The sequence below is a fragment of the Roseicyclus sp. genome (genome assembly GCF_018402035.1).
GTDB lineage: Bacteria > Pseudomonadota > Alphaproteobacteria > Rhodobacterales > Rhodobacteraceae > Roseicyclus.
On record NZ_JAGYJN010000019.1, the window covers coordinates 1 to 11,987 of the forward strand.

The 11,987-nt window shown below is 62.1% G+C and carries 13 protein-coding genes; 2 read left to right on the forward strand and 11 right to left on the reverse strand.

The features are described from left to right. Positions 1 to 251: 251 nt before the first annotated feature. The 11 genes from KG698_RS14070 to KG698_RS14120 form a co-directional block, all read right to left on the reverse strand. Positions 252 to 2,576 carry a PriCT-2 domain-containing protein gene (locus KG698_RS14070; protein WP_213686195.1) on the reverse strand — a complete coding sequence of 775 codons (2,325 nt, stop codon included), beginning with the start codon at positions 2,574 to 2,576 and terminating at the stop codon, positions 252 to 254. After that, on the reverse strand, positions 2,576 to 2,800 hold the full coding sequence (locus tag KG698_RS14075) for a DUF6511 domain-containing protein (RefSeq protein WP_213686196.1): 225 nt from the start codon (positions 2,798 to 2,800) through the stop codon (positions 2,576 to 2,578). Before KG698_RS14075 ends, KG698_RS14070 begins: the two co-directional genes overlap by 1 nt. Continuing rightward, positions 2,797 to 4,536 carry a DEAD/DEAH box helicase gene (locus tag KG698_RS14080; RefSeq protein WP_213686197.1) on the reverse strand — a complete coding sequence of 580 codons (1,740 nt, stop codon included), beginning with the start codon at positions 4,534 to 4,536 and terminating at the stop codon, positions 2,797 to 2,799. The genes KG698_RS14075 and KG698_RS14080 overlap by 4 nt, the downstream gene beginning before the upstream one ends. Then, complete coding sequence (locus KG698_RS14085; RefSeq protein WP_213686198.1) at positions 4,530 to 5,474, reverse strand: hypothetical protein; 945 nt, start codon at positions 5,472 to 5,474, stop codon at positions 4,530 to 4,532. The genes KG698_RS14080 and KG698_RS14085 overlap by 7 nt, the downstream gene beginning before the upstream one ends. Then, positions 5,474 to 5,836 (reverse strand): hypothetical protein, encoded by a 363-nt coding sequence (locus KG698_RS14090; RefSeq protein ID WP_213686199.1) that lies wholly within the window; start codon positions 5,834 to 5,836, stop codon positions 5,474 to 5,476. Before KG698_RS14090 ends, KG698_RS14085 begins: the two co-directional genes overlap by 1 nt. Before the next feature lie 66 nt (positions 5,837 to 5,902). Continuing rightward, a complete protein-coding gene (locus tag KG698_RS14095; protein WP_213686200.1) occupies positions 5,903 to 6,406 on the reverse strand; it encodes a DUF669 domain-containing protein in 504 nt (167 codons plus the stop codon). 21 nt (positions 6,407 to 6,427) lie between these two features. Beyond that, positions 6,428 to 7,174 (reverse strand): ATP-binding protein, encoded by a 747-nt coding sequence (locus KG698_RS14100; protein ID WP_213686201.1) that lies wholly within the window; start codon positions 7,172 to 7,174, stop codon positions 6,428 to 6,430. Then, positions 7,174 to 7,659 (reverse strand): hypothetical protein, encoded by a 486-nt coding sequence (locus tag KG698_RS14105; RefSeq protein WP_213686202.1) that lies wholly within the window; start codon positions 7,657 to 7,659, stop codon positions 7,174 to 7,176. The genes KG698_RS14100 and KG698_RS14105 overlap by 1 nt, the downstream gene beginning before the upstream one ends. An 11-nt stretch (positions 7,660 to 7,670) precedes the next feature. After that, the gene (locus KG698_RS14110) at positions 7,671 to 7,880 is read right to left on the reverse strand and encodes a helix-turn-helix domain-containing protein (RefSeq protein ID WP_213686203.1); all 210 of its coding nucleotides are present in this window, start codon (positions 7,878 to 7,880) and stop codon (positions 7,671 to 7,673) included. 173 nt (positions 7,881 to 8,053) lie between these two features. Next, complete coding sequence (locus KG698_RS14115; protein ID WP_213686204.1) at positions 8,054 to 8,947, reverse strand: hypothetical protein; 894 nt, start codon at positions 8,945 to 8,947, stop codon at positions 8,054 to 8,056. A 28-nt stretch (positions 8,948 to 8,975) separates the two neighbouring features. Beyond that, positions 8,976 to 10,199: a hypothetical protein gene (locus KG698_RS14120; RefSeq protein WP_213686205.1), complete on the reverse strand. Its 1,224-nt coding sequence runs from the start codon at positions 10,197 to 10,199 to the stop codon at positions 8,976 to 8,978. Here KG698_RS14120 and KG698_RS14125 point away from each other — a divergent pair. After that, a complete protein-coding gene (locus KG698_RS14125; RefSeq protein WP_213686206.1) occupies positions 10,198 to 10,677 on the forward strand; it encodes a helix-turn-helix transcriptional regulator in 480 nt (159 codons plus the stop codon). The genes KG698_RS14120 and KG698_RS14125 overlap by 2 nt on opposite strands. Beyond that, on the forward strand, positions 10,674 to 11,591 hold the full coding sequence (locus KG698_RS14130) for an ImmA/IrrE family metallo-endopeptidase (RefSeq protein ID WP_213686207.1): 918 nt from the start codon (positions 10,674 to 10,676) through the stop codon (positions 11,589 to 11,591). Before KG698_RS14125 ends, KG698_RS14130 begins: the two co-directional genes overlap by 4 nt. The last annotated feature ends 396 nt before the right edge of the window (positions 11,592 to 11,987 follow it).

An 11,987-nucleotide genomic window follows, 5' to 3' on the forward strand; every position in this document is an offset into this window, starting at 1 on the left:
CGCGGGGCGAGCGAGCCGCCCGGCACATCTTTCTTGCGCTTCAAAGAGCTAGCATGAAGCTTTCGCCATGCTAACCCATTGGCGTCCTTATATAATATATATCATTCATATTATTATATAGTTATAGAAGGTAGTCATTCTTTTATTAAACCGCGCGCGCGTACACGCGTAAGGGATAAGGTGTCCTCTTGAAAGATTGAAGGACGTGATAGTTCCTCTTTTTTTCACTATTATCATACGCTTAAGCATAATCAAACTTCCTTCTGCATGATTTTGCGCCCTGAAGCATCTCGCCAGACGCCACCCCAGTGGGCCATTCGATAGACCATGGCCTGCCTCGTCGACGACCCGCGCATGCCAGTTGTGATGTCCCCGCTCTCGATCAGCGTCACCAGGATCTCATCCCGATCACGGGATTTCAGCCACTGTGAGGCCCGAGTGATCTCGGACTTGGTGAGACCCTTAGCCCCAGTCCCCCGGATGATCTCTTTTAGCCGCTTCAGGTGTGCCTCGGTCTCGGTGTCCGCGACATGCCGCTCGACCGCTTCCATGGTGCGCTGTGCATAATGCCGCACGAAGGCGATGGCCCACTCAGCCGCCGTGATCTCGATCTCAGGCCGCACCGGGTTGCGCCCGACCGCCACGATGAGCGCGAGTTTGAGGGCGTTTTCTCCGATCCGGGCGAGGATGGCCGTGAAGGCCGTGCCAGCGGCGGCCCGCAATTCCTCGGTCAGCTCGATGCTGAGCTGGCGGAACCGAGCCCGGGCCTCCTCAGTCATGGGCACGATCATAGGGTTCACGGCAGTGTTCTGATCAGCGGTCTTGCCCGTCAGGTTGCCCTTTTTTCCGCCTCCACCTGCTGCGATCAGCTGCAGCCCATGGATGAGCGCAGGCGGTGCCTGCCGGATGCCAACGGCGATGTTTTCATCCGGGTAGTCCTCATCGCTGGGCAGGATCAGGAAACGGGCCAGCGAGCCGTCGACCACGTTTGCCCCCTGCAGCGCCCCCCAGAAGTGCAAGGGCGTCGTGGTGCCATAGACGCAAAGGCAGGGCTGGTTGATGTCGCGCCGCTCGTTCGTGCCGTCCCGGTTGGCGTATTCCGCGCCGAGGAAGATCCCGCCGGCCGAGGTGTAAAGCTCGGTCATGTTGTCGAGGATCTCGGTGATATGGCGCGGGCTGCGTTTGCGGTCAGCGGCAGCCGACAGGAACATCCCGAACTCGTCGATCTGGAACAGGATCGCGGGCTGGCGGTGCAGCGCGGTCAGAAGCCCTGCGCCGGATGCGATCTTGTTGCCCCCAAGGTGGTGGGCCAGACCCGCCTCGAAGAAGGTCTCGTTGATGATTTCGCGGGCATGGTTCTTGCCCGATCCGCTGTCGGCGATGCCCACGACATAGAGGTTGGAGCGCAGGTTGCTTGTCGTGCGGTATTGCCGCCCCATCAGCGCGCCGATGGCACAGAGGCTGGCTCCAAGCGACAGGAGCGGCTGCGGGCGCCGGGCAGTGGCCAGCATGTACTCCGTCAGATCGCCCACCAAACCGTCGGGCATCACCAGCGTGAACGGTGGGCTGGCCGGGGTGTCGCCGTCTTGGTCGGATTGAACGCCCAACCTCGACAACAGCCCCGCCGCTGGGTGCTCCACCTCAGGATCGACGCTACCATCGAGGCGCAAATCAATTTCAGGCTGCCAGCCGCGTTCCATGGCGAGATGGTAGATCGTGCCCGCGCCGATCCGGTCGGGCTTGAAGCTGGCCCAGGCCTTCATCGTGGTCGCAGGCACATCCTTGGCCGCCCGCGCTGACCAGTCAGCAAAGAGATCAGCCCCGGCCTCGCCAAGCGCACCTTTCAGGGCCATGCCAACCCGCATCCAGCTGTCGTAGTCGAGTTCAGCGTTGGGCAGCCAAGCGAGCGCCGCCTCGATCGCGGGCAAGGTTCCGATCTGGCTGTGGATGCGCTCGACTTCACCCGCAGGTGCAACGGCAGAGAGCCCACGCTGGCGCAACGCTTCCGGGAGCAGCGCATAGGCTTCGTCAAGAAACGCAAGCGCAGCTTCGGCTGTGATTTCGGGCAAGTCGGTGATGTCGATATCCGCCAGCCCCTCCTCGGGCCATGCATAGGGCGCACCTGTGTCCGGATGATTTGCGTAAGCCACGAACTGTTGCCCGAGGCAAAGCACTTCCAGCGGATGGCGCTTGATGCCACGGAACGGCTCGTTGGTGCGATAGACCAGCATCCGCTTCGGGGCCCGGCCAATGCGCAGGGCGGGCGTGTCCCCGAGGCGTTCCCGGGCAAGGCGCTCGATCTGCAGCGCCAAGTCGGCGTCGTCCTTGATGTCGATATCGACCGCAGCGACAGCGCCGCCCACGATCCCGATGCCGCAATCGGGCCAGGACGACCATGTGGCCACCTCGACCTCGGTGGTGCCGCGCTCGGCATGGCGGTTCCATTCCGGATAGTCCGTCCATGCTCCGCGCTGGAAGCGGCCGGGCTTCTTCGTGCCCGGGCCGATGGGCAGGATGGCATAGCCATTGGTGACGAGCCGCGCGCCGAAGCGCGCCATGAAGGATGTGTCAGCCATCAGAAGGGCACCTCGGGGGTCATGGCGTCGAGCCGCGTGCGGTCCTTGCCCGCAAGCTCACGCAGGTGATCACAATATCCGGTGACGACCGCATCAAGAAAGCGGTCCCATTCGGTCTCGGTCAGGGTGGCGAGATCGGACTTGCCGATGCTTTCCAGATACTCGCCGCCCGTCTGGCCGCCGACGGTCATGGCCTCGCTCTCATTCGGGGTGGGATCGATCATGCCCTTCCTCCTGTGGCAGATGTCCTGGCAGGCGCGGGAGCAGAGGTGCTGCCGACTTGCGTCCCGCCGCTGGTCAGCGACGCGGAAACCTGCGTCGAACCAACCAAAGCCGCGAGGTTGCCGGTGGCAGACGGCGCAGAGGCCGGGGCGGGTTTGGCGCATGGATCGAACCTGTATCCGGAGATTTCAAAATAGCGGCCCGAGGGGCGGACCGAGATGTCGCTGGGGCGTGCAAGATGGCCTGCCTGCGCAATCGCCTCATCGACGCTGAGCGGAACGGGCAAACCCGGCGCACGCTTGCACCACCAGTCCGTTGCCTTCTGGCGGGCGTAGCCCTGATGCTCGATGCAGACCCATTCGCTGTAGGACGTGAGCCCGCAGCTATAGGTGACCTTAAGCGAGGGCCGCCCGCCCAGCTTGTCGTGGCGGCTATAGGAGATGCCTGCGACCTGTAGCCATTGCGGTGTTTTTGGCGATAGAATTGGCAATGCGGCAGCGGTGGGGGCGATTTTCACCTCACGGGCTGGGAATTCGTATCCGCAATCCGGGCATTCCGTGGCAGAGAGCGCGATGATGCTCTCGCACGTGGGGCAGACCTTTGTGGGTGCATCGCCCCCACCGCCCTCACCAGGGCGTTTGGGCCGGACCAGATCGATCGGACCGTGGCGGCGGACATTGCCAGCAAAATCCAGAACGAGGCAGTTTTCCTTGCCAGCGCTGAGCCGCGTGCCGCGTCCCACCATCTGCACATAAAGCCCGGCTGATTTCGTGGGGCGTAAGAGTGCTATGAGATCGACGCCGGGCGCGTTGAAGCCGGTGGTCAGCACGCCCATCGAGGCCAGCGCGCGGATTTCGCCGCGCTTGAAGGCCGCGATGATCGCATCACGCTCGTCCTTGGGCGTGTCGCCAAAGATCGTGCGGCAGCTGATGCCCCGGCGCTGGAATTCCTCTGCAACATGACGGGAATGTTCGACCCCCGAACAGAAAGCCAGCCAGGACTTGCGATCTTTCCCGTACTCAATGATTTCGGTGACAGCCGCGCGGGTGATAGCCTCCTGATCGACCGCGGCCGCCAGATCGCGGGCAATGAAGTCGCCAGCCCGCGTGCCGACCTTCGAGACATCCAGCCGGGTGGCAGGCTGCTTGGAAACCAGCGGGCTCAGATAGCCCTGATCGATCAGATCGCGCACAGGCGCCTCGAAGGCGATGTCGGTGAAGAGCGCGTTCTTGCCCTCATGCAGCATGCCGCAATCCACACGGAACGGCGTGGCGGTCAGCCCGATCACCTTCAGCGCCGGATTGATCTGCGCCAGCCCGTCGAGAAAGCGGCGATACATGGTGCTGGAATTGCCGGGGATGAGATGGGCCTCGTCGATCAGCACCAGATCAGTATGGCCGATTTCCTGCGCGCGGCGATGGATCGACTGGATGCCGGCAAACAAGATGCGCGCTTGCGCCTCGCGCTTGCCAAGCCCCGCCGAATAGATGCCTGCGGGTGCCTCGGGCCAGAGCCCGATCATCTCGGCATGGTTCTGCGCGATCAACTCGCGCACATGGGTCACGATCAGAATGCGCTGGTCGGGCCAGGCTTTCAGCACGCCTTCGATGAAGGCAGCCATAACCAGAGACTTGCCTCCAGCTGTTGGGATCACAATGCAACAATTGCCCGATTTGTTCTCGTAGTATGCGTAGATCGAAGCGATCGCGGCCTGTTGATATGGGCGCAGGGTCAGCATGATGTGGCCTCCGTGGTACGGGCGTCGTTTTCCCAAGTGGAGCCATCGGGCATGCGGTAGGTGACAATGTCGTCCCCCGCATCGATGACCTCACCCGGCACAAGATCGGGGATGAAGAGATGTTTGCTGCAGGCCGCACGCTGCTCGATCGGAGCCAGCATCCGGTCGTGCCGGGCGCAATGCCATCCGCCGTCCACGGCGGTGGAATGCAGGCAGGACCGACAGGTCACGGCAGCACCGCCACCCTCGTGGCAAGCAGCATGGTGATCGCAGAACCGACATTCGAACCATGCGGGGTCCTCGCTGATCCGCGCGGGCGGATGCTGGGCGAAGATGATCCGGCCAGCCTTGTCCAGCAGACGCTCGGCCATCGCACTGTCGGCCTCGATCCGCTCGATATGCAGCGCGTCCGTGTTCTTGCAGACCGCCATGTAGAGCGCGCGCGTGATCCCGGTCAGATGCATGTAGATCTGCATCTGCGCGGCATGCTGGGGCTTGGCCAGCACCACGCCTTTGGCGGTCAGCTCAGTGAAGCTCTTGACCCCATGCGTCTTGAACTCCAGCACATGCCAGGTTTTCGGGGCCTCCAGCAGGCCGAGCGCCACACCGTCGAGCGAGCCGCCAAAATGACCGCCATGGGCCTCAACGCGGATTTGCCGTCCTGTTTCCGGATCCAGTTCCAGAACAGTGGCCCCGGTGGCGCGCAGATTGCGGACCATACGGTCCTCTTCCAGCTGGCCGGTCTCAAAGAGGCGCAGCAGGCGACCGGAATGGCGCGTGGGCGTGATCCAGCGGAAATCATACCAGAGCGCACGTGCGCAGGATTTGCCGATGATCGACGCGCCCAGATGATCACGAAAGCCATCACCCTGCCGGGTCTCATAGGACGCATAAATGGCCGTGAGTGTCGGCGTCGGCGGTGCGGGAAGATCAGCCATCACAAACCCTCCCGTTCACTGCGGGCCTGTGCCTCGGCCAGAATGCCGCTCCAGGTTTCTGGATCATGGCGCTCGCGCAGAACGCCGATCAGCGCGTCCTTCAGCTTTTCGCGGCGGCGACGTCCGGTGCCTTGGGCCAGAAGTTCCGCCCGCTCGCGGCTCAGATGGCGCAGCGCTGTGCGGGCCCGGTGGAACCAGTCCGGGTCGATGGGTTTATGGCCGCGCTGCCGCGCAAGATCGGCCGTCGCGATCTGGGTGCGGATCTTGGCAATGGCGTCGTCGAGTTCGATCAACCGGCGCTGATCATCAGGCAAGCCGGGGCTGATCACGGCCACGGGGGCCGCGTTGTTCAGGTCAGTCATGGGAGTGTCCTCAGGTTTCGGGAGGCGCCGCCCCATCACGCACGGGCGAAAGGGCAGCGCGGGTTCTCAGCCCTTCTTGTTCCAGGGAGCAGACGCCATCTTGGGCGGGGCCGCAGGTATCGCGGGTGCTGCGGGCGCGGGCTTTGCGGTGCGTGCGATCGCCGCGGCACCCTTCTCGGGCGGCAGATAGGCAATGGTGTTGCTTTCGCCGTAGCCGTTCTTGGGCGGCTTGATCTTCACCTGGATCGTCATCGGGATCAGGTGCAACTCCTCGCTGTCGCTGACATGCATCCGGCCCGTCGCATGGCAGATGGCTGACAGCGTGCGCTGTGCGATCTCGACCGTGGTCGGGTTCGGGTTCACCAGGTTCAGCTGATCGAAGATCTTCCGGCCCTTATATGGGCCATCGAGGATGTCGAGCATCAGCCAGAGGAACTGGCCCATGCCATTGCGGGTCACGCGCATCTCGCTCTCGACGATCTGGGCGCTGTATTTACCGGCGGGCAGCAGCTCATAGGGGGTGGTGGGTTCAACGCTGGTGGCGTCAAATGACGTATCAAAACGTGCCATGGTCGTGTCCTTTCAGGTGTATCATTCGGATTGGGGCATGGCCGCCATGAACTCGGCCCAGCTGAGCTCGAGCGTGTCTGGCAGGCCGTAACGGTTCTTGGCGAGGAAGGCGGGGCGCTCTTCGGTGTGCATGACGCGCGCACCGGACCCGAGCGCCCGGGTCACCTTTTTGTTGAAGCCGACATCGGATTTGGCGACCGAGATCCGGTAATTGGCAAAGAGCACCACATCGGAATGTTCCTGCAGCAGCGCCGAGGCGCGGGTCTGCAGCTTGATCACATACCGGTCGTAGGGCTCGTGCTCGGGGCTGTCGAAGCGCTTGATGTCGGTATGGGCAATCTGGATGACCGCCATGCCCTTCTGGTCCCGGAGCGCATTCAGCTTGTCGAGATATTCGCGCCAGACATTCAGCGCCTCGCCATAGCCCTTGCCGAAGCCGGGGGTTTCGATGGAGGCCCAGCCGTTGCGCAGGCAGGCCTCGGCCCAGATCAGCGGTTCCAGCCAGTCGACGCTGTCGATGACCACTGTGCCGAACTCGTTGTCCTCGGTCAGCAGCGCATCAAGGGCCCCGGCCACCTCCGCATAGCTCGTCGCCAGCGGAAAATGCGGCACCTGCAGCTTGCCGAGCCCGTCCTCGGTCATGATGAACACCGGCCGGTCGGCATCGGCCGCGAAGGTGGATTTGCCGACCCCTGCCACACCGTGGATCAGGATGCGCGGCGGCGTCAGCGCCGAGGTCATGCGCAGGGATGCGAGAGAAATGGCCATCAGCGCACCTCCTCGTTCAACACCAGACGGAACTTGGGCTTGCCGGTCCGGACCGTGCGCGCGGGTTCAAACCCCTTGCGCCAGCTTTCCGGCAGGGCACCGTATTTGCGTTCGGAGACCGACAGCTTCGTGTCGATGAACTCGGCCGGGTCTTCGCCAGCGGAGGCGATGTTCGCGGCGATCTGGGCGAGCTTGGCCTGGTCCCAATCGATACGCTTGGGCAGTTCGGCGATGACGGTGACGCCGTCATCCTCGAACCGGATCGTCCCAGTGTCTTTGCCAGCTTCGTGGCGAAACTCACCGGCGCGATCGGCGTATTTCAGTGAAATGGCGCCATCGAGCCAGTCCGAGAGCGACTTCGCCTGCGTCAGTTGCTCGTCCGCCATGCCTTTCAGCAGGGCGAGCTGGTCGGCGGGCAGCGCCGCGATCTGGCCCACCGGCATGCGATGGAGATCGGCGAGGGTGATGTGATTGGAGATCGTCATGTCATCCCCCCTCACGCCGACATCGGACGATGTGGTTCATGATCCGCGCCGCGGATCTGCTCGACCTCGAAAGCCTCGACATCTTCGAGCCGGTAAATCACCCGACCCCCGAGTTTGATGAATTTCGGGCCTTCGCCCGTCCACCGCCAACGCTCCAGCGTGCGGTGTGAAATGTTCCAGCGAGCCGCCAGCTCGATCTGGGAAAGGTGCCTTAGCGCCATGTGAACCTCCTTGGGGTTTTTGCGAACACTTGCGGGATCAACATGGCGGAGGGGCTGGGAGGCACCGTGGAGGCAGGCGGGAGGCAAACCGGGAGGCAGCGAAGATTGACGCCCCGGGAAGAAAAAAGGCCGCCCCGAAGGACGGCCTTTCAATGGGATCAAGGATGGCAGAATCAGGGCTCTATCCAGCAGTTCCCATCATCGAACTTGATGAAGCGCTGCCAGTCGGTGCGGCGGCCGAAGGCTTTTTTCAGCGTGTTCACTTGGTCTTTGTAGCTCGCTTCCTCAAGGACGTATGCCACACGCAGGACTGGCGATTTGGCCTCGTAGGCTGCGAATAGCAGTTGCAATAGCAAACGCTGCTTGTCCCCGCTGAAGGTCAGGGTTTCGCCGCGATGCCAGACGATCCCACAGTCTTCCGAATGGTCGATGGGGAACTTGCGCTGGACCTGACCCGGAAACACTCGCGCGCCGAGCGCTTGCGGCGAGATCGCGAGTTTGCCCGGGGAGCCGACCACATCAGCCACGCTGACAACCAAGTTGCGCCTGTTCGCTGTGATCGGAATGCGATCACCGCGGGTCGACGTCAGAACGACCCGGACCTCGTCGGGCGGCCTGCGTTCGAAAAGGGCATCAAGACTGCTCCAGACCCCAGGGTCAGCAAGGCGCCGTGCGAACCAGACTGGCACCGGTGATTTTGCGCCAGTCAGCCTGATGGTGCCAATATCCCAAGCGATACCATCAATCAGCGAGATCGGATGCTCTGGAGCAGAACGTTCGAAACCGACCAGCATCTTGCTGAAGATCACCTGGTAGGCGACGATCAACGCCGCGAGTTCGTCTGCATCGACGACAACCCAGCGGCCGACGCTGTTATGGTAGCCGAACTGCCTGCGCTTGGCGCACCACTCCGCCGGAATGGGCTCGTCCTCGAAGGCGTCCATGGCAGTGACGACCGGGATATGCCCGGACGCCACCAGAAGCTTGGCCCCGAGCAACTCATCTGTTGCCCGAGGCGCCACCTGCCGCAAGGTCGCTGCCTGTATCTTGGCGGCGCGGGTTTCCATCACCCGCAGCAGCAAATCTACACCCTGCTTAGTCAATGAGGTCACCAAGGTCGGCGGTGTCAGTCAGGATGCCCCAACGGCGCAGATATTTCTCGCCGATCAGACGCTCATGCGGCGTCATGTCCTTCAGGTTGCATCCATGCGGCATCGTCACGGTCAGCGTCAGGGATTTGCCCCGTCCACCGCCCGGGCCCGGGTGGAACTTGATCGTGAACCGGGCGCGCGTGATGATCCATTCCGGCACGCCCGATGCGACCGGCAGGCCATGCCCCGTGCCGCCGATGTCCAGACCGATCCGCTTTTCTGCCATTTCCCAGATGGACCGCTCTGCCCCCGACATGGATTCGAGTGTGATCCGTTCGTTGCGCTCGCCGACGTCCATGAAGCGCAGTTCCTTGACGGTCACCTCTTTGATCCCGTCCTCCACGTCGGTCGGGAAGTCGAAGGGCTTCAGCAACATGCTGAGGTCGTATTCGCGGAAGGGGATGTGCTTTTCCTCGAAGTCGATACCGAGCAGATCGCGGGCCATATAAGCCGTCAGATCCCGCCGGTCCTCCAGCGTGTTGGCCACCACCTCGATGATGCCGGTGTCCGCCTCGTAGGTCAGCGCTGCCTCGAAAACGGGCTTCACAATGCGCCGCGACAGTGTGCTGTTCGCATCGAAGCCCAGCATGTCTTCCGGCCGGCCCTCGCGGTAGACAGCGACCTGCACGAGATCGCATTCCTGATCATCGAGGATCACGCGGTGCCGGTCAAAAATGTCGACGTGAACATGCGGGGTGTCGAAACGATCGCGGATTGCCTTGGTGAAGGCCGCAACGGAGATCGGATCACGGCGAACCGTGCAGTCTTTCTCGACCTCGAAGCCGCTCCAAGAGCGCCCGCGACGGCGTTCATCGTTGTAACGCACCTCTTCCGCAAGGCGGAAGCGGTCGTTTTCATTCAGAAAGACCCAGAGCGAGCGATTGTTGGCCCCCTCCAGCGTATCGAAGATCGCGCGGTTCAGGACAACGTTCTGCAACGCATTCTGGCCGGGTTCGTCGGCGAGAGCCGCGACACGACCTGCGTCAAGGACGACACGCTGCCTTTCGTCATCCGTCATACCATCGACCGCCTTGATCAGCGGTTCGACAACATCGGCCTCTGGCTTGGTCCAATCGACGGGAGCGAGCGAAGTGAACCCGCCGGAGGTGAAATACTCCTTCAGGCGAATGACGGGGGTCTTGCGGAAGAAGGCGGAAATAGCAGTCATGGGAGCCCTTTCGTGGCAAAATGGGAGAGAATCGGCGCAAAGCGATACGATGCTGTTCGATATATACCGAACAAACCGCCATGTCTACTTGCACGGCACGATTTTGTTCGGCATACCGAACAAGCTTCCTACAACCAAGGAAAACAAGGATGATACGATGACCACGTCCCTCGGCGCCAAGATCAAGCGCCACCGCCAGGAAAAGGGATACTCCCTAGACAAGCTCGCGGAACTGACCGACTCGAGCAAGAGCTACATTTGGGAGTTGGAAAACCGCGACGCGCGAAAGCCGTCCGGAGAAAAACTGACACGGATCGCTCAGGCCCTTGAGGTCACCACCGATTACCTGCTGGATGAAAGCGAGGAGCCCGGAGACGCGGTTCTAAAGGAGGCATTCTTCCGCAAATTCAGCAAGCTCGCCCCGGACGACCAAGCTAAGATCAATCAGATGATCGATATGTGGGGAAAGAAGGATTGAGCCTGCCGACCACGCCTCAAAGTTGGGCCAACCGCCTGACCAAGATTTTGTCCGTGCATCAGGTTGTGCACGGGCTCCCGCGCTTCCCCATCGACGTGGCGGCACTGGCGCAGGATTTCTCACGGCAGGTATTTCCTGACGCGCCGATCACGATGGTCGGGGGGCTGGACCTGTCGAAGGGCGTCGAGGGTATGCTGATGCCGCATCCAAACGGCTCGGGTGAATGGGGCATCATCTACAACGAAAGCATCCGGTCTGCAGGTCGCCGTAACTTCACGCTGGCGCATGAGCTGGGGCATTATCTCTTGCATCGGCACCTGCACCCGTCTGGCCTAAAGTGCACCAATCGGAACATGGCGGACTGGGACGAGAGCGTGACCAAGATCGAAGGCGAGGCCAACACCTTTGCCTCCTACCTACTCATGCCGCTTGATGACTTCCGCTCCCAGATCAAGGGGCGGGCAATCGACATCGACGTGATGACCGAGTTGTCCGACCGCTATGCCGTGTCGCTGACCGCGGCCATCCTGAAGTGGATGACCATCACCGACAAGCGCGCCATGATCGTGGTTGGCAAGGAAGGCTTCATCGACTGGGCTTGGTCCAGCGAACCGCTGCTGAAATCCGGCGTGTTCTATCGCGCCCGGCAGGTCGTGACCGAGTTGCCGCCAGCTTCTATGGCCGCGCAGGAGGTGGACTGGGATACGGGCCGTCACGGCCATCACCACCCGGCTGGTGTCTGGGCCGGTTCCGAGCCGGTGCGTGAAATGACCGTGTTCTCGCCCGGCAATGAGATATCGATTTCGCTACTGCTCTATCCCGACCGCGCGCCATCGCCGTGGGAGATGGCTCAGCTAGAGGAAGAGCCGGAACTCGACACGTTCGACAAGTTCATGGGCGGCGACGCGCGCTGATTCGCGCCCTGAACAGTCTGCATCAGCCATGGGGACGACGGGGCGCGTGCGCAGATTTGCGCAGCGCTGCGAACAGGTCGATACTGTCCACAAAATATTGAAAAGCTTGTGTTTTCCTGATTTCGCGATACCTTCTGGGCATCATCCCAATCGCGAAAAGTCGCCATGTCATCCACTTTCGAAGGCCCGGTTTCGGGGCCCAATCCCCTATGCCCTGAGCGCATGTCAGCGCAAGCGCGCCTCGCGGAGATCGGGCGCATCCTAGCCGCGGGCGTCATCCGGCTGAACGCTGCACAGTCCAGCGGTTTATCTGCCGAAACCGGAGACAGTTTCGTGGACTTCTTGCCCCGAAAGAGCGGTGGTCGTCGTGCAAAACGTATCCGCATCGGAGGAATT

What these genes read in the sequence shown, in the direction of transcription:
- KG698_RS14070 (WP_213686195.1), bottom strand. Translation starts at nt 2,576, where the DNA reads ATGGCTGACACATCCTTCATGGCGCGCTTCGGCGCGCGGCTCGTCACC.
- KG698_RS14075 (WP_213686196.1), bottom strand. Translation starts at nt 2,800, where the DNA reads ATGATCGATCCCACCCCGAATGAGAGCGAGGCCATGACCGTCGGCGGC.
- KG698_RS14080 (WP_213686197.1), bottom strand. Translation starts at nt 4,536, where the DNA reads ATGCTGACCCTGCGCCCATATCAACAGGCCGCGATCGCTTCGATCTAC.
- KG698_RS14085 (WP_213686198.1), bottom strand. Translation starts at nt 5,474, where the DNA reads ATGGCTGATCTTCCCGCACCGCCGACGCCGACACTCACGGCCATTTAT.
- KG698_RS14090 (WP_213686199.1), bottom strand. Translation starts at nt 5,836, where the DNA reads ATGACTGACCTGAACAACGCGGCCCCCGTGGCCGTGATCAGCCCCGGC.
- KG698_RS14095 (WP_213686200.1), bottom strand. Translation starts at nt 6,406, where the DNA reads ATGGCACGTTTTGATACGTCATTTGACGCCACCAGCGTTGAACCCACC.
- KG698_RS14100 (WP_213686201.1), bottom strand. Translation starts at nt 7,174, where the DNA reads ATGGCCATTTCTCTCGCATCCCTGCGCATGACCTCGGCGCTGACGCCG.
- KG698_RS14105 (WP_213686202.1), bottom strand. Translation starts at nt 7,659, where the DNA reads ATGACGATCTCCAATCACATCACCCTCGCCGATCTCCATCGCATGCCG.
- KG698_RS14110 (WP_213686203.1), bottom strand. Translation starts at nt 7,880, where the DNA reads ATGGCGCTAAGGCACCTTTCCCAGATCGAGCTGGCGGCTCGCTGGAAC.
- KG698_RS14115 (WP_213686204.1), bottom strand. Translation starts at nt 8,947, where the DNA reads ATGGAAACCCGCGCCGCCAAGATACAGGCAGCGACCTTGCGGCAGGTG.
- KG698_RS14125 (WP_213686206.1), top strand. Translation starts at nt 10,198, where the DNA reads ATGGGAGCCCTTTCGTGGCAAAATGGGAGAGAATCGGCGCAAAGCGAT.
- KG698_RS14120 (WP_213686205.1), bottom strand. Translation starts at nt 10,199, where the DNA reads ATGACTGCTATTTCCGCCTTCTTCCGCAAGACCCCCGTCATTCGCCTG.